21 protein-coding genes, 1 tRNA gene and 2 pseudogenes are annotated in these 20844 nt (G+C 60.7%); 17 read left to right on the forward strand and 7 right to left on the reverse strand.

Annotated features, from left to right (window positions below; genetic code table 11):
• The first annotated feature begins 6 nt into the window (after nucleotides 1-6).
• Complete coding sequence (gene ygfZ, locus N005_RS14275) at nucleotides 7-948, forward strand: CAF17-like 4Fe-4S cluster assembly/insertion protein YgfZ (protein ID WP_047701772.1); 942 nt, start codon at nucleotides 7-9, stop codon at nucleotides 946-948.
• A gap of 34 nt (nucleotides 949-982) precedes the next feature.
• Entirely contained in the window at nucleotides 983-1804 is an 822-nt protein-coding gene (locus N005_RS14280; RefSeq protein ID WP_047701773.1) for an HDOD domain-containing protein, read from the forward strand.
• A gap of 145 nt (nucleotides 1805-1949) precedes the next feature.
• On the opposite strand, the gene N005_RS14285 is transcribed toward N005_RS14280, so the two are convergent.
• Nucleotides 1950-3341 (reverse strand): sensor histidine kinase, encoded by a 1392-nt coding sequence (locus tag N005_RS14285; RefSeq protein WP_047701774.1) that lies wholly within the window; start codon nucleotides 3339-3341, stop codon nucleotides 1950-1952.
• A complete protein-coding gene (locus N005_RS14290; RefSeq protein WP_047701775.1) occupies nucleotides 3334-4005 on the reverse strand; it encodes a response regulator in 672 nt (223 codons plus the stop codon). The genes N005_RS14285 and N005_RS14290 overlap by 8 nt, the downstream gene beginning before the upstream one ends.
• 440 nt (nucleotides 4006-4445) lie before the next feature.
• Here N005_RS14290 and N005_RS14295 point away from each other — a divergent pair, with 440 nt between their 5' ends.
• From N005_RS14295 to N005_RS14310, 4 genes are read left to right on the forward strand one after another with little or no spacing between them, the layout of a single operon-like run.
• Nucleotides 4446-5423, forward strand: a complete 978-nt coding sequence (locus N005_RS14295; RefSeq protein WP_047701776.1) for a Bug family tripartite tricarboxylate transporter substrate binding protein — start codon at nucleotides 4446-4448, stop codon at nucleotides 5421-5423.
• Nucleotides 5424-5480: 57 nt separating this feature from the next.
• Nucleotides 5481-5942: a tripartite tricarboxylate transporter TctB family protein gene (locus N005_RS14300; protein WP_047701777.1), complete on the forward strand. Its 462-nt coding sequence runs from the start codon at nucleotides 5481-5483 to the stop codon at nucleotides 5940-5942.
• A gap of 1 nt (nucleotide 5943) precedes the next feature.
• Nucleotides 5944-7458: a tripartite tricarboxylate transporter permease gene (locus N005_RS14305; RefSeq protein ID WP_047701778.1), complete on the forward strand. Its 1515-nt coding sequence runs from the start codon at nucleotides 5944-5946 to the stop codon at nucleotides 7456-7458.
• Nucleotides 7451-8488: an AbrB family transcriptional regulator gene (locus N005_RS14310; RefSeq protein ID WP_047701779.1), complete on the forward strand. Its 1038-nt coding sequence runs from the start codon at nucleotides 7451-7453 to the stop codon at nucleotides 8486-8488. Before N005_RS14305 ends, N005_RS14310 begins: the two co-directional genes overlap by 8 nt.
• A 114-nt stretch (nucleotides 8489-8602) precedes the next feature.
• Here the strand turns inward: N005_RS14310 and ung are convergent, their stop codons facing one another.
• Nucleotides 8603-9298 carry a uracil-DNA glycosylase gene (gene ung / locus N005_RS14315; protein ID WP_162843645.1) on the reverse strand — a complete coding sequence of 232 codons (696 nt, stop codon included), beginning with the start codon at nucleotides 9296-9298 and terminating at the stop codon, nucleotides 8603-8605.
• 127 nt (nucleotides 9299-9425) lie between these two features.
• On the opposite strand from ung, the gene N005_RS14320 reads away from it, so the two are divergent.
• A complete protein-coding gene (locus N005_RS14320; RefSeq protein ID WP_047701780.1) occupies nucleotides 9426-10538 on the forward strand; it encodes an enoyl-CoA hydratase/isomerase family protein in 1113 nt (370 codons plus the stop codon).
• 167 nt (nucleotides 10539-10705) lie between these two features.
• Here the strand turns inward: N005_RS14320 and N005_RS29670 are convergent, their stop codons facing one another.
• Nucleotides 10706-11089 carry a hypothetical protein gene (locus N005_RS29670; protein ID WP_081993269.1) on the reverse strand — a complete coding sequence of 128 codons (384 nt, stop codon included), beginning with the start codon at nucleotides 11087-11089 and terminating at the stop codon, nucleotides 10706-10708.
• 398 nt (nucleotides 11090-11487) lie between these two features.
• On the opposite strand from N005_RS29670, the pseudogene N005_RS14325 reads away from it, so the two are divergent.
• The 5 genes and pseudogenes from N005_RS14325 to N005_RS14345 form a co-directional block, all read left to right on the forward strand.
• Nucleotides 11488-12093: pseudogene (locus N005_RS14325) on the forward strand (GGDEF domain-containing protein); the annotation flags it as partial.
• Entirely contained in the window at nucleotides 12086-12304 is a 219-nt protein-coding gene (locus tag N005_RS14330; RefSeq protein ID WP_047701782.1) for a cysteine-rich CWC family protein, read from the forward strand. The pseudogene N005_RS14325 and the gene N005_RS14330, both read left to right, overlap by 8 nt.
• A gap of 32 nt (nucleotides 12305-12336) precedes the next feature.
• On the forward strand, nucleotides 12337-13029 hold the full coding sequence (locus N005_RS14335; protein ID WP_047701783.1) for a pseudouridine synthase: 693 nt from the start codon (nucleotides 12337-12339) through the stop codon (nucleotides 13027-13029).
• Nucleotides 13030-13340: 311 nt separating this feature from the next.
• Complete coding sequence (locus N005_RS14340; RefSeq protein WP_047701784.1) at nucleotides 13341-14225, forward strand: alpha/beta fold hydrolase; 885 nt, start codon at nucleotides 13341-13343, stop codon at nucleotides 14223-14225.
• 157 nt (nucleotides 14226-14382) lie between these two features.
• A tRNA-Gly gene (locus N005_RS14345) sits at nucleotides 14383-14456 on the forward strand.
• A gap of 151 nt (nucleotides 14457-14607) precedes the next feature.
• Here the strand turns inward: N005_RS14345 and N005_RS14350 are convergent.
• Nucleotides 14608-15387: an SDR family NAD(P)-dependent oxidoreductase gene (locus tag N005_RS14350; protein WP_047701785.1), complete on the reverse strand. Its 780-nt coding sequence runs from the start codon at nucleotides 15385-15387 to the stop codon at nucleotides 14608-14610.
• A gap of 280 nt (nucleotides 15388-15667) precedes the next feature.
• Between N005_RS14350 and N005_RS14355 the strand changes: the two genes are divergently transcribed.
• Nucleotides 15668-17695, forward strand: a complete 2028-nt coding sequence (locus N005_RS14355; protein WP_047701786.1) for a hypothetical protein — start codon at nucleotides 15668-15670, stop codon at nucleotides 17693-17695.
• Between the two features lie 95 nt (nucleotides 17696-17790).
• Here the strand turns inward: N005_RS14355 and N005_RS14360 are convergent, their stop codons facing one another.
• Nucleotides 17791-18267 carry an Lrp/AsnC family transcriptional regulator gene (locus tag N005_RS14360; RefSeq protein WP_047701787.1) on the reverse strand — a complete coding sequence of 159 codons (477 nt, stop codon included), beginning with the start codon at nucleotides 18265-18267 and terminating at the stop codon, nucleotides 17791-17793.
• Between the two features lie 143 nt (nucleotides 18268-18410).
• Here N005_RS14360 and N005_RS14365 point away from each other — a divergent pair, with 143 nt between their 5' ends.
• The 3 genes and pseudogenes from N005_RS14365 to N005_RS14375 all read left to right on the forward strand — a co-directional run bounded on the left by N005_RS14365 (nucleotide 18411) and on the right by N005_RS14375 (nucleotide 19942).
• Nucleotides 18411-19040 (forward strand): LysE family translocator, encoded by a 630-nt coding sequence (locus tag N005_RS14365; RefSeq protein WP_047701788.1) that lies wholly within the window; start codon nucleotides 18411-18413, stop codon nucleotides 19038-19040.
• Between the two features lie 274 nt (nucleotides 19041-19314).
• A pseudogene (locus N005_RS28240) lies at nucleotides 19315-19491 on the forward strand (type II toxin-antitoxin system HicA family toxin); the annotation flags it as partial.
• Nucleotides 19492-19531: 40 nt separating this feature from the next.
• Complete coding sequence (locus N005_RS14375; protein WP_047701790.1) at nucleotides 19532-19942, forward strand: type II toxin-antitoxin system HicB family antitoxin; 411 nt, start codon at nucleotides 19532-19534, stop codon at nucleotides 19940-19942.
• A gap of 126 nt (nucleotides 19943-20068) precedes the next feature.
• On the opposite strand, the gene N005_RS29450 is transcribed toward N005_RS14375, so the two are convergent.
• Nucleotides 20069-20215, reverse strand: coding sequence for a hypothetical protein (locus N005_RS29450; protein WP_162843616.1), 147 nt, complete (start codon nucleotides 20213-20215; stop codon nucleotides 20069-20071).
• Nucleotides 20216-20390: 175 nt separating this feature from the next.
• Here N005_RS29450 and N005_RS14380 point away from each other — a divergent pair, with 175 nt between their 5' ends.
• Nucleotides 20391-20795 (forward strand): low affinity iron permease family protein, encoded by a 405-nt coding sequence (locus tag N005_RS14380; RefSeq protein ID WP_047701791.1) that lies wholly within the window; start codon nucleotides 20391-20393, stop codon nucleotides 20793-20795.
• The last annotated feature ends 49 nt before the right edge of the window (nucleotides 20796-20844 follow it).

Consider the following 20844-nt stretch of genomic DNA (forward strand, 5'->3'; position numbering starts at 1 on the left):
TGACTCATGGCTGATTCCGCTTTTTTCTGCACCCTGTCCCACGAAGGCGTTCTTGCGGTCCGCGGCGTGGACGCCGGCAAATTCCTGCAGGGCCAATTGACCTGCAACCTCAACTACCTGAGCGACAGCCGGGCCAGCCTCGGCGCCCGTTGCACCCAGAAGGGCCGGATGCAATCGAGCTTTCGGATCCTGCTCGAAGGCGACGGCGTGCTGATGGCAATGGCGTCCGAATTGCTCGAGCCGCAATTGGCGGACCTGAAGAAATACGCCGTGTTCTCGAAATCCAAGCTCACCGACGAAAGCGCAGCCTGGGTTCGCTTCGGCCTGCAGAACTCCGACGCGGCACTGGCTCAACTGGGTCTCGCCCCGCCGGCCGACGTCGACAGAGTGGTACGCCACGAATCCTTGATCGCCATCCGCGTGTCCCCCGGCCGAGTCGAGCTGTGGGCACCTGTCGAACAGGCCGACGTGCTGAAGACCCACCTGCGCGCAACCTTGACCGAGGCAGACCTGAACTCGTGGTTGCTGGGCCAGATCCGCGCCGGCATCGGCCAGGTCATGCCTGCCACTCGCGAGCTGTTCATTCCGCAGATGCTCAACCTGCAGGCCGTCGGCGGCGTGAGTTTCAAGAAAGGCTGCTACACCGGCCAGGAAATCGTTGCCCGCATGCAGTATCTGGGCAAGCTCAAGCGACGCCTGTATCGCCTGCAATTGGACGCTGGCGAACTGCCAGAGCCCGGCACCGCCTTGTTCTCTCCCGCTCACGGCAGCGCCATCGGCGAGGTGGTGATCGCAGCGCAAGCCGAGCGAAACATTGAACTGCTGGCAGTGTTGCAGGCCGAAGCAGCAGAAGAGGGCAATGTGCACCTCGGCAGCCTGGAAGGCCCGATACTGAACTTGCTGGACCTGCCTTACGAACTGGACCGCGACCGCGAAATCCAGCGCTGATCGCAGCATTTGTCGCAATACCTAGAGAATCGAAATGAGCGATTTGGCGGATAAGGTCCAACGGGACTTGGTAGAGGCCATCGATAACGATGACCTGGTTCTGCCGACATTGCCGGAAGTGGCCCTGCAGATTCGCCGGGCCGCCGAAGATCCGGAAATCAGCGTCAGCAACCTGAGCAAGGTGATCGGCCGCGACACGGCGCTTTCGGCGCGCCTGATAAAAGTGGTCAACAGCCCATTGCTGCGCGCCACCCAGGAAGTCACCGACCTGCACACGGCCATTACCCGGCTGGGCGTCAATTACAGCAGCAACCTGGCCATCGGCCTGGTCATGGAGCAGATCTTCCACGCCCGCTCCGAGGTGGTGGAACAGAAAATGCGCGATGTCTGGCGCAGGAGCCTGGAGATCGCCGGCGTCAGCTATGCGTTGTGCCGGACCTATACCCAGCTCAAGCCCGACCAGGCAGCATTGGGAGGATTGGTGCACCAGATCGGCGTCCTGCCGATCCTGACCTACGCCGAAGACCATAATGAACTGCTGTCAGACCCGGTCAGCCTCAACCATGTCATCGAAACGATTCATCCCGTGCTGGGGGACAAGCTGCTCAGCGTCTGGGAGTTTCCGGAGAGGCTGGTGAAACTGCCGGGCCTTTACCTGGATTTCGCCCGGGAATCCCGGCAACTCGACTACGTCGACCTGGTGCAGGTCGCTGCGCTGTACTGCTACAAGGATACCGATCATCCCCTCGGCCGGATCGACGCGTTCAAGGTGCCGTCATTCCAGAAGCTGGGCATCGACCCGAGCGACAAGGAACGATGCGCGCATCTCGAAGAAGCGCGGTCGATGTTTTACTAGACCAGGAGGGTCATCTGTGGCGAGGGGATTTATCCCCGCTGGGGCGCGAAGCGGTCCTCCGCGTTTTGTCTGATACAACGCAGGGGGGCCGCTTCGCAGCCCAACGGGGATAAATCCCCTCGCCACAACCGGGTTCGTCTCAGGATCAATCTGAGCCGGGGATAAAACTCACCCGCACCTTCAACCCGCCCTCTTGCCCGTCATGCAGGCTGATCTGCGCCAGGTGGGCGCGGCAGATTTCTCCGACGATGGCCAAGCCCAGGCCGGAGCCGGCGACCTGCTGGTTGCGCCGGTAGAAGCGTTCGAAGACACGGTCGCGCTCGTGCAACGGAATGCCGGGGCCATCGTCCTCGACCTCCAGCACCGCCGGCGCGGCGACCCGCAGAATCACGTTGCCGCCCGAGGGCGTATGGGCCAGGGCATTGTCCACCAGATTGCTCAGCAACTCGTTCAACAAGGTCGGCTCACCGCGCAGCCACACCGGTTCGTCCGCTTCCAAGGCCAACGCCACACCCCGCGCATGAGCCAGCGGCGCCATGGCCATGCCCAGCTCACGGGCCAACTGGCTGAGATCCAGTAACTGCGCGCCCCCTTCGGCAATGGCCCGCGCACCGTTTTCGACCCGCGCCATGGACAGCAACTGGTTGGCCAGATGCGTCAGCCGATCGGTGCCCTGGGCCGCGGCCTCCAGGGTTTCCCGCCAGATCGCCGGCTCACTGGCCCGCAGCCCCAACTCAAGCCGCGCCTTGAGCGCAGCCAGGGGCGTGCGCAGTTCATGGGCAGCGTCGGCAATGAATTGCGCCTGGCGCTCGAACTGCCCACGCAAACGCTCGGTAAAGTGGTTGAGGGCCCGCACCAGCGGCCATAACTCGTGCTGCACCTCCACCAGTGGCAACGGCCGTAGATCGTCCGACTGGCGCTCTTCCACCGCCGTTCGCAAACGCTCCAACGGGCGCAACGCCGCGCTGACCGCGAACCATACCAACAACAGGGCGCCCACGGCCAGCATGCCCAGGCGCAGCAGTGTGTCGGCCATCAGACCGCGGGCCATGCTGACCCGGGCCTCTTCGGTTTCCGCCACACGGATTTCCGCCATGCCGTTCATGTTCGGCTCGCTGACGGCCTTGAGCAGGCTTACCACCCGCACGTTCTGGCCCTGATAGCGGGCATTGTAGAAGCGCGCCAGGGCCGGGTAATCGTCGGTGCGCGGCGTGCCGGGTGGCGGACCTGGGAGGTTTTCATAGCCGGAGATCAACTTCTTGTTGATATCGTTGACCTGGTAATAGATGCGCCCGGCGCTGTCGTAGGCGAAGGTATCCAGGGCCACGTAGGGCACATCCGCACTGAGGCTGCCGTCGCGTTGCGAAAGGCCCGCGGCAATGGTCCGGGCCGAGGCCAGCAAGGTCCGGTCATAGGCCGTGTCCGCGGCCTCGCGACCGTTCCAGTAGGCGCTCAGACCGCTGGCCAGCATCAACACCACCAGCAACAGCGCCAAGTTGCGCAGCAGTCGCCAGCGCAGGCTGTCGGGTTTATGCATCGCGGGTTTCCAGTAGATAGCCCAAGCCCCTGAACGTCACGATCGCCACGGCATGCCCATCGAGTTTCTTGCGCAGGCGGTGGACGTAGATTTCAATCGCATCGGGACTGGCTTCTTCATCCAGGCCAAATACCTGGGCGGCGAGTTGTTCCTTGCTCATCACCCGCCCCGGCCGCGCGATCAACGCCTCCAGCACGGCTTGCTCGCGGGACGTCAGGGTCAACAGTTCGTCGTCGAGGGTAAAACGCCGGGTGTCCAGGTCATAGACCAGTCCACCACAGCGCTGCTGGCGTTCGCCGCCGAGTACGCTACGCCGCAACAGCGCCTTGACCCGCGCCTCGAGTTCGGTGAGTTCGAAGGGTTTGGCCAGGTAATCGTCGGCACCGAGGTTGAGGCCATGCACCCGGTCCTTGACGTCGCTGCGCGCCGTCAGCATCAGCACCGGCAAGGTCTTGCCCCGGGCCCGCAGGCGTGCCAGCACTTCAAAGCCGTCCATGCGCGGCAGCCCGACATCGAGTACTGCCACTGCGTATTCCTCACTGCTCAACGCCAGGTCGGCAGCCACCCCGTCGTGCAGCACATCCACAGTCAAACCGGTGCTCTTGAGCGCCTGGGCGACGCTTTCGGCAAGCTGCAGATGATCTTCGACGAGCAGAACACGCATGTTTTTTCCTCGATTCGGGAACGGTCGACGCCATTCACTGGCGCGGAGTTTACAGCCGCATCCGCTGCTGTGAAGCCAAAAAACATCCTGAAAGCTTTTGAAAGGTTAGCGAAAGGTTGGGCGATTAGAGTCCTTCCACGGACAGTTTCGACTGCCGATCGCCAACACAATCGCGAACGAGAAACGCCCCGATGCGTTTTCACATAAGAACAATAAAGCGGAGTACCCCCATGCTGTCCATGCAGCCCCAGGCGCCGATGCCTGCTCGCTTTTCCCGCCCCAACCAGCCTCCTCGTGGCCTGTGCCGTCAGCGAATACCCGGACATGTGCCGGTGGGTCAGCTATAGATTCAAGTTCCTGCGATGAACCTGTTGCCCGATCCAGAGGGTTCGGCAGCGCAAAGACCGCAACACACAATAACAACTCCCGTGGAGACGAGAATGAACCTATCACTGCGTAAAGTAGCCCTGGCCGTCGGATGCCTGATGTTCACCGGACAATTGCTCGCCGAGCCGAAGCGCCCGGAGTGCATCGCCCCCGCAGCGCCCGGCGGTGGTTTTGACCTGACCTGCAAGCTGGCGCAAAGCGCGCTGGTAAACCAGAAGCTGTTGACCAAACCGATGCGTGTCACCTACATGCCCGGCGGTGTCGGTGCAGTGGCCTACAACGCCGTGGTCGCGCAACGCCCGGCAGACGCCGGCACGTTGGTGGCCTGGTCCAGCGGTTCGTTGCTGAACCTGGCGCAAGGCAAGTTCGGTCGTTTCGACGAAACCAACGTGCGCTGGCTGGCAGCCGTGGGCACCAGCTATGGCGCCATCGCGGTGAAAAGCGATTCTCCCTACAAGAACCTCGACGATCTGGTACAGGCCCTGAAGAAAGATCCTGGATCCGTCGTCATCGGTTCCGGCGGTACCGTCGGCAGCCAGGACTGGATGCAAACCGCACTGATCGCCAAGGCAGCGGGTATCGATCCACGCAAGTTGCGCTACGTGGCACTCGAAGGCGGCGGTGAAATCGCCACTGCCCTGCTGGGCGGTCACATCCAGGTGGGCAGTACGGACATTTCCGACTCCATGCCCCACATCCTGAGCGGTGACATGCGCCTGCTGGCGGTGTTCGCCGAGAAGCGCCTGGACGAGCCGGAAATGAAGGACATCCCCACCGCTCGCGAGCAAGGTTACGACATCCTGTGGCCGGTGGTGCGCGGCTTCTACCTCGGGCCGAAAGTCAGCGATGAAGACTACGCCTGGTGGAAAGACGCCTTCGACAAGCTGCTGGCTTCCGAAGAGTTCGCCAAGCTGCGTGACCAGCGTGAGCTGTTCCCGTTCGCCATGACCGGCCCGGAACTGGATACCTACGTGAAGAAGCAGGTAGCTGATTACAAGGTGCTGGCCAAAGAGTTCGGCCTGATCCAGTAACCGTCTCTGTTCTCGTGGCGGCGTCGGCAGCAAAGCCGCGTCGCCCAGGAGTTAGTCATGCTCACCCTCCAACGTATTTTTGCCGCGGTGCTGTTGCTGGTCTGTATCGGCCTGGCACTGATGGCCTGGCCGTACCAGGCCGCTTTTTCCTACGAACCGGTCGGCCCACGTGCCTTCCCCTTGCTCATGCTGGGGCTGATGGGCCTGGCGCTGCTGTACATGGTGTTCCGCCCTGCCCCCATCGTGCACAGCGAAGACGACCCGCAACTGGACCGTGAAACCCTGCAGAAGATCGGCATCTGCGTCGCGCTGTTGCTGGTATTTGCCGGAACCTTCGAACCCCTGGGCTTCATCCTCTCCAGCATCCTGATCGGGGTGCCGATGGCCCGCCTGTATGGTGGCCGCTGGGTGCCGAGCGTGGTGATCATCAGCCTGATGGCCATCGGTCTTTATCTGTTGTTCGACAAGCTGATGGACGTGCCGCTGCCCCTGGGCCTGCTCGACGTCCTGGAGAATTGATATGGATACCCTGAATTATCTCGGCCAGGGTTTCGGTGTCGCGCTGACGCCTTATAACCTCGTCACTGCGCTGACCGGCACCCTGATCGGCACCGTGGTCGGCCTGCTGCCCGGCCTCGGTCCGATCAACGGCGTGGCGTTGCTGATCCCGATTGCGTTTGCCCTCGGCTTGCCACCGGAGTCGGCGCTGATCCTGCTGGCGGCGGTGTACCTGGGTTGCGAATACGGCGGGCGCATCAGCTCGATCCTGCTCAACATCCCGGGTGAAGCCTCCACCGTGATGACCACCCTCGACGGCTACCCGATGGCCCGTCAAGGCCTGGCCGGCGTGGCATTGTCGCTGTCGGCGTGGAGTTCGTTCATCGGTGCGCTCATTGCCACCTGCGGCATGGTGTTGTTCGCCCCGCTGCTGGCCAAATGGGCGATTGCCTTCGGGCCGGCGGAATATTTCGTCCTGATGGTATTCGCCATTGTCTGCCTCGGCGGCATGGCCGGCGACCGCCCGCTCAAGACGTTCATCGCGGCGTTGATCGGGTTGTTCCTGTCGTCTGTCGGGATCGACGCCAACAGCGGCGTGTACCGCTTCACCGGTGACAACATCCATCTGACCGACGGCATCCAGTTCGTCGTGCTGGTGCTGGGCCTGTTCTCCATCAGCGAAATCCTGTTGTTGCTGGAAAAAACCCATCGCGGCCAGGAAGCGGTGAAAGCCACCGGGCGGATGATGTTCAACTTCAAGGAAGCCGCGTCGGTGTTCGTCGTGAACCTGCGTTGCGGCCTGCTCGGTTTCATCATGGGCGTGTTGCCAGGCGCCGGTGCAACCCTGGCGAGTGCCGTGGCCTACATGACCGAAAAACGCATCGCCGGTGCCAGCGGCACCTTCGGCCAGGGCGACAAGCGCGGCCTCGCCGCCCCGGAAACCGCCATCGGTGGCGCGGCCTGCGGTGCGCTGGTGCCGATGCTGACCCTCGGCGTTCCCGGCTCGGGCACCACGGCGGTGATGATCGGTGCGCTGTCGTTGTACAACATCACCCCTGGCCCACTGTTGTTCCAGCAACAGCCGGACATTGTCTGGGGGCTGATCGCTTCGTTGTTCATCGCCAACGTCATGCTGGTGATCCTCAACATCCCGATGATCCGCGTGTTCACCCGTATCCTGGCGGTGCCAAACTGGGCACTGGTTCCGGTCATCGCCATCATCACGGGGATCGGTGTCTACGCGGTGCACGCCACCACGTTCGACCTGTTCCTGATGATCGGCATCGGCATCTTCGGCTACATCCTGCGCAAGCTGGACTTCCCGCTGTCGCCGGTACTGCTGGGCTTCATCCTCGGCGGCCTGATGGAGCAGAACCTGCGGCGTGCGCTGTCGATTTCCAACGGCGCATTGGAAATCCTCTGGTCGAGCCCGATCACCTTCGGCTGCTGGATCCTGACGGCAATCATGCTGTTCATGCCACTGCTGCGGATCTGGCGTCGCCGCGCCGCCCAACGACGTGCCGTGGCCAATGTCTGAAACAACCTTCAGACAATGGTGGGGAACACCGCTGGTCGGCCTGGCCGGCGGTTACCTGGCCAGCCTGATCGGCTGGCCTTTGCCCTGGATGGTCGGCTCGTTGCTGGCGATCATCCTGGTGCGCTGCCTGACGCCATGGCAGTTGATGGAAATCCCCGGTGGCCGTAAATGCGGCCAATGGGTGGTAGGCATCGGCATTGGCCTGCACTTCACCCCGCTGGTGATGGAACAGGTGCTGGGCCACTTCGGCCTGATCTTTTTCGGCGCGCTGATCACCAGCGTGTCCAGTGTGGTGAGTGTGTGGCTGATGCGCCGCACCGGCGAAGACCGCGCCACCGCTTTTTTCTCCAGCATGCCGGGCGGTTCCGGTGAAATGGTCAACCTCGGCTCGCGCAATGGCGCGGACCTGAGCCGCGTCGCCGCGGGCCAGAGCTTGCGAGTCCTGGTGGTGGTACTGTGCGTGCCTGCCGCGTTCAAGTATCTGTTGGGCGAAGGTGCCCCGGTGCAGCACGCCACCACCGTGGATTGGCTGTGGCTGGCGCTGTTGTTCCCGGCGGGCGCCCTGCTCGCCTGGATCTGGGAACGCCTGCGTCAACCCAACCCGTGGCTGTTCGGGCCGCTGTTGGTAAGTGCGGCGGTCAGTATCGGCTGGGACCTGCACATCGGCCTGCCCAACGGCGGCAGCCAGATCGGCCAGTGGCTGATCGGCAGCGGATTGGGTTGTCACTTCAACCGGCAATTCTTTCGCCGGGCGCCCTCGTTCATGGGGCGCACCTTGATCGGCACCGTGTTGACGATGCTGATCGCCACCCTCGCGGCCCTGGGCCTGAGCACGCTGACCCATCTGGACCTGCGTTCACTGACCCTCGGCATGATGCCCGGTGGCATCGCTGAAATGAGCCTGACGGCGGAGACGCTGCAATTGTCGGTGCCGTTGGTGACGGCATTGCAGGTGATGCGACTGTTATTCGTGCTGTTTCTGGCGGAGCCGTTGTTCAGGTATTGGATGCGGCGACCGGGCTCAGTCTGATCGTCCGTGGCGCTTTCATCGCGAGCAGGCTCGCTCCCACATGGATCCGTGCCGGCACCGCGGATCCTCTGTGGGAGCGAGCCTGCTCGCGATGAGGCCCGCATTGCCAATCACTTAAACCGGCGGCAACCGCCAATCGATCGGCGCCTCACCGTGTTGTTCGAGAAACTTGTTGGTCCGGCTGAAATGCCCGCATCCCAGGAAGCCACGATAAGCCGACAGCGGCGATGGGTGGACCGAGGTCAGCACCAGGTGCTTGGTGGCGTCGATCAGCTTCTGCTTGCTCTGGGCATGGGCGCCCCATAGCAGGAACACCAGATGCGGCTGATGGGCGCTGACCACTTCGATCACCCGGTCGGTAAAATGCTGCCAGCCCTTGCCCGCATGGGCGTTGGCATTGGCGCGCTCCACGGTCATGGTGGTATTGAGCAGCAACACGCCCTGGTCGGCCCAGCTTTGCAGGTAGCCGTGGTTGGGGATGTCGATGTTCAGGTCGCGCTTCAATTCCTTGAAGATATTCACCAGCGACGGCGGCGCGGGTACGCCCGGCTGCACCGAAAAGCACAGGCCATGGGCCTGGCCCGGGCCGTGGTACGGGTCTTGACCGAGGATCACGACCTTGACCTTGTCCAGTGGCGTGGAATTGAGGGCATTGAAGATCAGCGAAGCCGGCGGGTAGATCTCTTTGCCGGCGGCGTACTCCTGGCGCAGGAATTCGCGCAACTCTGCCATGTAGGGCTGGTCGAACTCGGCACGCAGCGCCTGCTTCCAGCTCGGTTCGAGTTTGATACGGTCGTCAGCAGTCATGATTGCACCCGGTAAAAACACTGGGCGCACCCTAGGAAAGCCTACATGGCTTGTCAATTGATCTGACGCAGAACCGGCACTTTCCCACGCAGCGTTCATACTGAACATTCAATTTCTGATCGAGGTCACGATGAATCTGCACTTCGAAGAGCTCACGGGCATTACGGGGGCCCGTATCGGCATCGCTACCCTGGACGCCGAAAAATCCTTGAATGCCTTGTCCTTGCCGATGATCAACGCCTTGCGCGATCGTCTCGATGCCTGGGCCAGGGAACCACAGATCGTTTGTGTATTACTGCGCGGCAACGGCGCCAAGGCCTTCTGCGCAGGGGGCGAAGTACGCAGCCTGGTGGAAGCCTGTCGTGCCCATCCAGGCGAAGTACCGCCGTTGGCGGCGCAATTCTTCGCGGCGGAATATCGCCTGGACTTCAACTTGCACACCTATCCCAAGCCCTTGGTGTGTTGGGGCCACGGCTATGTGCTTGGCGGCGGCATGGGCCTGCTGCAGGGCGCCAGCACCCGGATCGTCACACCGAGCAGTCGCCTGGCGATGCCGGAAATCAGCATCGGCCTGTACCCGGATGTCGGCGCCAGTTGGTTCCTGTCGCGCCTGCCGGGCAAGCTCGGGCTGTTTCTCGGCCTGACCGGCGCCCACATGAACGCCCGGGATGCCATTGACTTGGGCTTGGCCGACCGATTCTTGCTGGACGAACAACAGGACGATCTGATCGAAGGCCTGCTGCAACTCAACTGGCAGGAACAGACCGACATGCAACTCAACAGTCTGCTCAAGGCCTTGGCGCGCGAAGCGTTCGAGCGGTTACCCGACGCCCAGTGGCTGCCGCGTCGGCAACAAATCGACGAATGGCTGGATGTCAGCGACGTGCGCTGCGCCTGGAAGGCCCTCAGCTTGCTGGTGGACCATCCGGACCCGTTGATCGCCAAGGCCGCCAGGACCATGACCGAAGGCTCTCCGTTGACCGCCCATCTGGTCTGGGAGCAGATCGCCCGAGCCCGGCATTTGTCCTTGGCCAGCGTGTTTCGCATGGAGTACACATTGAGTCTCAACTGCTGCCGCCATCCTGAATTCAGCGAAGGGGTGCGGGCCCGGTTGATCGATAAGGACCAGAAACCCCGCTGGCATTGGCCGGACATCAACCATGTGCCGGAAGCGGCGGTCGAGGCGCACTTCCACAAGGCCTGGGAAGGACGGCATCCGCTGGCGGATCTGGCCAATGAGTAGAAGTCCTGAATGAATGACCTGTGGGAGCGAGCCTGCTCGCGGTAACGGCGTGCCAGCCAACTTCGACGTTACTGACCCGACGCTTTCGCGAGCAGGCTCGCTCCCACAGGCTTTGCTTCAGGCGAAAAAAAGCGGCGCTTGATGCGCCGCTTTCAATAACCTGCAGATCAGCGGTGACTACCCCGTCCATCACGATCGCCCCGACCGCGCCGATCATGCCCGCCACGTCGATTATCATCCCAACCACCCCGGTCACGACCGTCCCAGCCGCCCCGACTTGGGTAAGATCGATAGGCCGCCCGCGGTGGTGAATGATAGTAGCGAGGGCCCGGTTGATAGTAGCGCGGCGAATAATAGCGTGGCGCCGGTTGGTAGTACCTGGGCGCCGAATAGTAGCGCGGCCCCGAGTAGTAACTTCCGCCGCCGTAATAGACCGGCGCCGGTGAGGTGTAGACTTCGGAACGGTAATAGCTCGAGTCTCCGTCGTAGTAAGGCACGCATGCCGAAAGAGTCAAACCGAGAAACGCAATGAGCAGCAATCGTCGATACATGGCGGCCTCCTGGACCGCGAATGAGCCGCATCAGCGACGCTGATGGGCGGCAGCCGCCTTTCGGTAACTGTCGACTAATCTGACAACGAAAACGGAATCTGGTGCGATTTGGCAATAAGTTGAAACATGTAGCTTTTTGCCTGTTTTTCAGACTCGCCGTCTAGCTCCCTCAGCACAGAGTCTCCTCCACAAATCCCGTTGCCATTTCCTACAAGCCACTAAACTGACTCCATCCGATCGCCGCTCAGGGAATCGCCATGTCGCCTCGTTCGCCGTTGTATTCCCAACGCAGACCGCTCCTGACACTGGCAGTACTGTTGGGCACGAGTTTTCTGGTGATTTCCCTGCTGGGCTATTACGTCGCCCACACCTCGATACGTGACCACCAGCTCAAGGTCCTGTACCTGAACCTCGTGATCGGCCTGCTGGTCACGCTGGTGGTGTTGGCGGTGCTGTGTCGGATCATCGGGGGTTATCAAAGCCGCATCGACGCCCAGGCAACGCTCGACAGCCTGACCGAATTGCCCAACCGCCGCGGCTTCGACCTGCTGGCCGTGCAAGCTCTGCATGAGGCCCAGCGCGAGCCCAGGCCCCTGACAGCCTTGCTGCTGGAACTGGACGATTTCAAACGACTGGACACCGCCCATGGTCACATCGCCAGCGACCAGTTGCTGACCGGTTTTGCCCGCGACCTGACCGATAGCCTGCGGCATTCGGACATCGTGTGTCGCTGGAGCAGCGACGCCTTTGTCGTCCTGCTCAAGGACACCGACGGGCAGACAGGTCTGAAAATCGCCGAGAAAATTCGTCAGCACATCGAGAAGCAGCGCTATTTCTGCAGTGGCAAACAACTGTTGGCAACCGTCAGCATCGGCCTCACCACCTTGCAGGACAACGACACCTTGCACAGCCTGCTGTCGCGGACCGATCATGCGCTGCAACGTGCCCGACAGACCGGAAGCAACCGAACCTGCGTTGAGATGCCCCATTCCAGTTATGAATAAACCCGACCAGTGCCCTGCCTGCGGCAGCGCCAACGACTGCACCCTGGCCAACCCGAAAACAGCCGACCGAACCTGCTGGTGTTACGGCGTGAGTATCGACCCGGCCGTGCTTGAGGCATTGCCGGTCGAGCTGCGCGATCAATCCTGCCTGTGCCCGCGCTGCGCCCGGGTCGAAAACCAATTGCGCGCCAGGCAGCCGCCGATCGCGTAAGATCCCCGCCCCCGTCCCAAGCCTGAATAGCCATGCGTGTCGACCGTTTCCTCAGCAATCTGCCGCGTTTCAATCGCCAACAGGTCCGGTTGTTGTTGGTAGCGCGCCGTGTGCGAATCGACGGCCTGGTGATCAGCGACCCCCACGCCCAGGTCCGTGAGTTCAGCCGTGTCGAAGTCGACGACGAACTGCTGCAGGCAGGCCGAGCGGCACGGTATTTCATGCTGCATAAACCTGCCGGCTGCGTCAGCGCCACGCGCGATCCGCAGCATCCCACCGTGCTCGATTGGCTGGACGAACCGGACAAGGACGACCTGCACATCGCCGGGCGCCTGGATTTCAACACCACCGGGTTGATGCTGATCACCAATGACGGCACCTGGTCACGACGCCTGACCCAGCCGCAGACCAAACTGCCCAAGGTCTACTACGTCGAGACCGAGCAGACCATCACTGCCGAGTACGCCGTCACGTTCGCCCGAGGCCTGTACTTTGCCTTCGAAGGTCTCACCACCCAGCCTGCGGAGTTGACACTGCTGGGCCCGAAGTCGGCGCGGCTGAGCATCGTTGAAGGACGCTATCACCAGGTCAAGCGCATGTTCGGCCACTTCGACAACAAAGTGTTGCGCCTGCACCGCGAACGCATGGGGCCGCTTGTGCTGGATGCCGATCTCGAGCCGGGCCAATACCGCGCCTTGAGCCCTGAAGAAGTCAGCCTGATCTGAGCGGACGACCGCCGGGCAGAAGCGTCGAACAATTTTCAAAAGGACACTTGCGCAACGGCCATACCCCTGCTTGAATCAAGACCGTCGGCCGAAATGTGACCGATGAGTCACCCCATACCTCTAAGAAACTTTTTGTCGGCAGGAACCCTCTGGTTCCGCCTTGCCCGCCGACAGACTGCCCGCCTAATAACAACACCCGTCGACCGCTTCCTTGGGATCGACTTGGGCCTTATCTTCCAGGCGAATGCCTACCTGTCACATTGCCCGTGCAATCTCATTGCGCGCATACCCGCTTGCCAGGAGTCTATGACATGAGGCCAGAAATCGCTGTGCTGGATATACAAGGTCAGTATCGGGTTTACACGGAGTTCTATCGCGCAGACGCCGCACAAAAGACCATCATTCTGGTCAACGGCTCGCTGGCCACTACCGCGTCGTTTGCACAGACCGTCAAGAACCTTTATCCGCAATTCAACGTCGTGCTCTACGACCAGCCCTACGCGGGCAAGTCCAAACCCCACAACCGGCACGAGAAAATGCTGACGAAGGAGGTCGAAGGCCAGATCCTGCTGGAGCTGATCGACCACTTCGCCGCCGAACACGTGCTGTCATTCTCATGGGGCGGCGCCGCCGCGCTGACCGCATTGTCCCATCGCCCATGGCGCATCGAAAAAGCGGTGATCAGCTCGTTCTCACCGGTCCTCAACGCGCCGATGCGCGACTACCTGGAGCGTGGCGTCGATTACCTGGGCAACCTGGACGGCGACCGCGTGGGGCATCTGGTCAACAGCACCATCGGCAAACACCTGCCGCCGCTGTTCAAGCGCTTCAACCATCGTCATGTCAGCAACCTGGCCGAACATGAGTACGGGCAGATGCACTTCCACATCAGCGAAGTACTCCAGAGTGATCTGGGGTGCTATGCAACGGCCGCGAAAAAAATCAACGTACCGGTACTGTTCCTGAACGGTGAATGGGACGAGTACACCTCGGCCGCCGACGCCAGGCTGTTCGCCGATTATGTGCAGCACAGCACGTTCAGCACGCTGCAAGCCACCGGACACTTCCTGGACATGGAACACAAGGCCGCCTTCCGGGACAGCCGCAACGCCTTGCTGGGCTTTCTCAAGCCGGGCCACCACGAAAGTCGGCCACGCTACAGCCAGGTGCAGGGCTACCATGCACTGGCAATCTGAAACTGCGTCCTCGCGGGCAAGCCCCGTCCCCTCGACAACGGGGCTTGCCCGCGAATGACCGCTCTGGTCTGAGGCTTGCGTCGACGGACCACCCCACCGTCGGTAAAGAAAAACTTCAAATCCGCGCCCACATCTGGTACAAAGTCAGCCGCTCTGAGCGGGTGTCGTATAATGGCATTACTCCAGCTTCCCAAGCTGATAACGAGGGTTCGATTCCCTTCACCCGCTCCAATCGAATTCTGCTCTCACGTCGTGATGGTTTGACGGGGAATATAAAAAACCGGCATTGAATGGCCGGTTTTTTTTGGTCTGGTGTTTTTGAATGGCCCGCCTTGGGCTGGCTGAACGATTAACCCCTGCTCACCGCCGAAGCTCCCGGCGCTCACCTGGGGCTTTTGTTCTCGGAGAGGCAGTTGCCCCCATCCACCACGAGCACCTCGCCCGTAATGTAGCTGGACTCCGGGGAAGCCAGAAAAGCGACCGCCGCAGCCACCTCGTCCGGTCTACCGGCACGCCCGACAGGAACATACTGCGCTGCGTTCATTTCTTCCGCAGTGCTGGACTGCGTCGCGATCCACCCAGGGGCAACTGAGTTCACAGTGATACCGTAGGGCGCGACTTCCAGCGCCAGGCTCATGTTCATGCCCACCATCCCCGCTTTCGCCGCCGCATACGCGGCCTCGCCGGGGTTGCTGACGCGGGTGCCGGTCGTAGAACTGATCTGGACGATGCGTCCGTAACGACGATTCTGCATTCCAGGCAACACCGCACGGGTCAGCAGGAATGCAGTGGTCAGGTTACGGGCAATCGAAGTGTTCCACAGCTCGACGCCCATAGTGGCCACTTCAGAGAACGTTTCAGGTTCCCCCTGAATCGCCATGCCGGCGTTGTTCACGAGTATATCGATTCGCCCCCAGAGCGATTCAGCCCAAGTCACCAGTTCGTCGACCTGAGCCGGCTGAGTCAGATCAGCTGCGCGTCCTTGCACCTCATGACCTTCCGCACTCAGTTGCGCGACGCGATCATGGATACGGGCACTGCTGCCGGTGATGATCAGCTTTGCACCCGCCTCTCCAAGCCGTCGCGCGATAGCCAGGCCAATCCCCTGTTCGCTACCAGCGCCACTGACCAATGCGACCTGACCACTCCAGCTTTTGACCATTGCACGGCTCCACAGAGAGACACACGAAGACAGTTTGACTGTCCAGAGTAGACGCTAAGCGCCCGGGTCGATGCAATGAAGATTGTAAGCGGCAGGGAATGGCAGAAGCGGGTGGTCTGTTTTGGGCAATAAAACCGGCTTGTTAACCTATTTTTCGCGGGTATGAGGCCACAGGCCACTAGCACGGTACGGATACCGGACTAGACTTTTCAACGCTTCGCTTCGCAGCCACGAAGCATCACTCAAAAGCTGCTTTTATCCGCGGATAGGGAGATCTCTCATGTTCAGCCTCGACGCCTCTGGATATACGAAAAGCGCCACCGCCCCTGCATTTGCCACGGTTCCGCCCACCAGTGGTGGCATCGAAAGCACCAGCGTGACCGTTGTCTGGCAGAATATTCTGCAAAGTGATGTGCTTCAGATGCTCTCGGAAATCAATCCTCCTCTGACCGGCTCCTTCATTGATTACCGATACTGGGCAAACGGCATTCTCCGTTGGGCACTGAGCCAGCAGGACAGCAATGGCAATCCGCTTTATGCTTTCGCTATCCCATCATGGGAAACGGGCTTCGATGATGATGGCAATCCCGTCGTCGGGGCATTTCTGTTTCCTGTGGGGACCCAGGTCACCGTGCTCCAGCCCAGCGACGACGAACTCAACGCCGCGTTGGCGAGTGCCTATGGCAACCAGCCGCCCCTCACATTGACCACCAACCAGACCGGCGATCCTGACGAGCGCCGCTGGGCCGCTGCCGCCCATGCCTATGCCCTGACGCAAAACGACGCCAACGGTAACGCTTACGTGGCCGGCATCCCGAGCTGGGAAATGGCGGTCGAAGGCGATCAGACCATCCGCGGCGTTTTCGCTTTCAGCAACACCCCTGGTGTCCAAGTGCTCAAGGCTGGTCGAGCCGCCCTCATGGATCAGATCCTCGCGGGCATTCTCGACCCCTTGAACAGTCCGAACCTGATGGACACGAACATGAGCGTCCTCGCCGTGGCCGCCAACCGTTGGGGCATGCGCTACGGTGCTGTGTGCGGCGCTGCTACCTTTGGCTATTGCTCGGCCCAATACCCCGAGGGAGGCGAGTGGTACACCGTCTTCACCCACGACATCGTCATCTGCTTCGCGCCACAGCAGCCGACCGTGGACCTGCTGCAATCCATCGTCGATCAACCCGCAGTGGCATGGCCTGATTTCAACGGTGCCTACTCGGCGCTGTGCATCGTGCTTGGCAATATCATCAATGGCGCGAACTCCAATGACCCACTCGATCCGCGTGAGCTGGCTATGGCTTCTCCCGCATGGTCCGCGAACACCGTCGCCAACCAGCTCGACAATTGGTTGCAATTCGACACGGACGGCACCTACAGCCTGTCTCCGACCGCACCTGCGGCGCCGACCGGTGTGGCCGCTGACGACTGGCTCCAGATCATCTATACCGTCTGGCAGGAGATGAGCGCCGTCGAACAACTCCAATCGCTCTACACCTATACCCAAGGAACACTGAACACAGCGCAGGGCACGGCAAATACCCTGATAAACGGCGCTATCGCCAACATGCAAGCCAAGACCGACGACAGCACACTGCTGGACTTCAGCCAGTTGCTCAAGGACCTCGGTTATTCGCTGGTATGGTTCTTCTCCGGAACCACTGCTGCCTGGGCCAACCTGGCGGCGGTTGCCGTGACCGATGTCATTCGTGTGATCACCAGTACCCTCGGCGGGACGTCCAGTTCGATCACCATCGGCGAGTACTGGGACCAGGTCGCTGACTCCTTCGAAGCGAGCAACAAGAGCCTCAGTAACTTCTACACGACTATCGCCAGCGACCACGGACGCTTGGTGAACTTCTACAGGTATGCCGACAACGGTAACCTCCCGATACCCACCGGCAACAACGGCGGTTCCTCAACGGACTACGACAGTTCCACCGCCACCGCCATGGCCAACGGTCTGATGCTGCAGACCTACCAGAACCTGATGCCACTCTATTGGGCAATCGCCTGGGCCTACCCCAATCCGTTCGTCGGCCCGGGATACAGTGCCTATATTCCACTCACCATTCCAGAAGCTCCGGAAGGCACCTATGTCGAGGGGACGTATTACGAGTTTGCGATCGTCTGGAGCAGCAGTGGCGTCATTAAAAGCTATCCGACGCCGGCGATGATGACGGACCTCACCGACACACTGAACGTCAATCTGATGGATGTCCTGGCGCGGACCCTGCCTTGGCTTGGTGTCACGGCCTGGTTTGGCTGGTTCGCCGGCACCCAGGTCAATTTGCAAGGCCCTTATACCCGCTAATCCGCAGGCGCTCCCCAACGACGCGACAACCGCGCCGTTGGGGACTCCGTTCGCCAGGCGTCGGAATGCAATTGGCCCCATGGCCGGGGGGAAACTCACCCCCCAGGCAAATGCCCCAACGGCAACGGCCCCGGCGTCTTCACGGTATGAATCGCAAAGTTACTGCGAATATCACTGACCCCCGGCAGCTTGAGCAGTCGCCCGGTAAGAAAGCGGTCATACGCTCGTAAGTCCGGCACTACCACTTGCAGCAGGAAGTCCGACTCGCCCGATACCAGGAACGCTGAAATCACCTCCGGCAACGCCGTGACAGCCTGGCGAAATGCGTCAGCCTGTTCGTCGTTATGCCGTTCAACCTTGATACCGACGAATATCGTCAGTCCAAGGCCCACTTCATCCCGGTCGAGGACAGCCTGGTAGCCGCGAATCACGCCGGCCTCTTCGAGCATCCGCACGCGGCGCAGACACGGCGAGGGTGACAGGCCGATTTCCTCGGCCAGTTGCACATTGCTCAGGCGACCATCGCGTTGCAATGCGGCGAGGATCTTGCGATCGAAGGCATCGAGTTTCATGGTTTGGCATTTTCCAGTTTCTTTTACTTGATCATTGGCAGGTTATGCCAACTTTTGCCAACTTAGAAGCTGACTTCGCAACCACCTGCCCTGCCCTCCCACCTTAGACTGGCGTTCTCAAACGTTACGAAAGGGGGCGTCGCATGGCAGAGTTCTGGTTGTTCTTGATGGCTTTGACGGTGGCGTATCTGTTACCGGGGCCCGACATGATTCTGTTGCTGCAAACCGGCGCACGTCAGGGTAAGGGTCCGGCGCTGGCGGCGGCGGTGGGTTTGGGAGTCGCTCGGGGATGTCATGTCGCATTGGCTGCGTTGGGGCTCTCGGCATTATTCAAGACCGCGCCCTGGACCTTCGACATGGTGCGTCTGGCCGGTGCGGCCTACCTGCTGTGGATCGGCTTTCAATGCTTGCGGAGCACATTGTTGCCAAGCTTTGAAGCGGCCGGTATCGAACCTGGAAAACAGCGTTGGAGGCAGGCGATTCGGCGCGGGTTGTTGACCAATCTGCTCAATCCGAAGGCGTTACTGTTCTGTTCGATCTTGCTGCCACAGTTCATCGATCCACGGAGCGGTCCGGTGCTTGGGCAATTTGCGGTCCTCGGCATGATCCTGGTCGGTGTTGGCTTGCTGTTCGATTGCGCCTACGCGCTGGTGGGGGTGGCGCTTGGGCGCTGGCTGCAGCGCTCCCCTTCAGCCCAGCGTATGCAGCAGTGGTTGTTTGGGAGCCTGTTGATCGGGTTTGCGGTGCGACTGACATTTGTGCGGCAGGCGTAGAGCTGCCGGAGTTTCGAAACGGCTCGACAAATATGAGTCCGAATCCGGGGGCTGCTTCGCAGCCCAACGGGAGCAAGCTCCCCTCGCCATGGTTTGTACGCTTTTCACATCTGGCAATAATCCTGCCCACTTCGCCGCCGGCCTTGTCTGGTGCGGCTTCTAGACTTCGTTGCGATTAACACGCCTGCTAACCCAAGCGATCGCGGTGGTTATAGTGTTGATCACAAATTTATAGTAGGTATAGTACCCACCAAGCACACCACATGGAGGTGATGTGAATAGCCGATTTTTGATAAGCCAACTCGTCGCGGACGGTTGGTACCTGGTGCGGGTTCGGGGCAGCCACCATCATTTCAAGCACCCGACCAAGCCTGGACTGGTCACCGTTCCTCATCCGAAGAAGGACCTGCTCAAGAAAACGGCCATCAGTATCCTGCAACAGGCCCTGCTCCAGACCGCCCGTTGCCCTGCGTTCCCGGAGGACGATGAACATGCTGTACCCGATTGCGATTTCCATGGGTGATGAACAACACGCCTGGGGTGTTGAAGTGCCGGATATTCCCGGATGCTTTTCCGCCGGCGATGATCTGGACGACGCCATGGCCATGGCCCGCGAAGCCATTGAAGGTCACTTCGAGATTCTGGCCGAGGACGGCTCGCCGATTCCGTCGGCCAGCAAAGTCACTGTCCACGCGGCCAACCCGCACTACGCCGGTTGCACCTGGGCGCTGGTGGACATCGATGTGACCAAATACCTGGGCAAGGCGCAGAAACTCAATATCACCCTGCCCGGCTACCTGCTGAACCGCATCGATGAATATGTGCTGCATCATCCGGAAGAAAAGAGCCGCTCCGGTTTCCTGGCTTCGGCAGCGCTCAAGGTGTTGCAGCAGGGGCGGTAAACCGCTGGAAACAAAACCTGTGGGAGCGAGCCTGCTCGCGATGGCGATGGTTCAGCAACATTGGTGTTGCCTGGCACACCGTCATCGCGAGCAGGTTCGCTCCCACAGTTTTTTGAGAATCGAGGTCTATTTTTTCTGGGCGTCGGATTCTTTCATCTGCACCGAAGACTTGGTGCCGTCAGTGTTGTCCTTGGTTTCATTGTCCGAATTGTCGAAACAGCCTTGCAGGACGAGCAGGCTACAGGCGAGGTAGAACGTGCGCGTGAGGTTCATGGTGTACTCCGGCTGAGGGCTTTAAGGAGTGACCGATGAAGGAGGCAGATGGTTGCGACAGACTTCAGCCAGGACGACAGACGTTCGCCCCAGGGCCGCAGCTAAATGTAAGTAGAATTTTCAGCGAGGCGTTGCTGTCACACCAGACAGGTGCAATCCCATAAGGAACACAGCAATGACCTTCGCAAAAATCGCGCAAAAACTGTCCCTGTGGGCGGGGAGCCCCAAGACATTCCTGGGGGCTATCGTGCTGCTGGTGCTTTGGGCCTGCAGCGGGCCACTGTTCAAGTTCAACGATACGTGGCAACTGATCATCAACACATCCACGACGATCATTACCTTCCTGATGGTGTTCCTGATCCAGAACACGCAGAACCGCGACACCGATATCCTGCACCTGAAGATCGACGAATTGTTGCGCGCGACCAGCGAAGCGCAGAACGCAATGCTCGGGCTCGAGGCGCTGGATCTCAAGCAATTGGAAGCGTTGAGGAAGCATTACCAAGCCATGGGACAAGGCGAGGCTAAAAGCCTGGAAGGGTTGGGAAAGAAGAACAAGATCGATCTTAATCAGTGCTGATCGCAATGGCGCGAGTGGCGTGGCGCCACTCGCGCATGCTGAACGTGCC

The sequence above is a fragment of the Pseudomonas mediterranea CFBP 5447 genome (assembly GCF_000774145.1).
In the GTDB taxonomy this organism is placed as follows: Bacteria; Pseudomonadota; Gammaproteobacteria; order Pseudomonadales; family Pseudomonadaceae; genus Aquipseudomonas; species Aquipseudomonas mediterranea.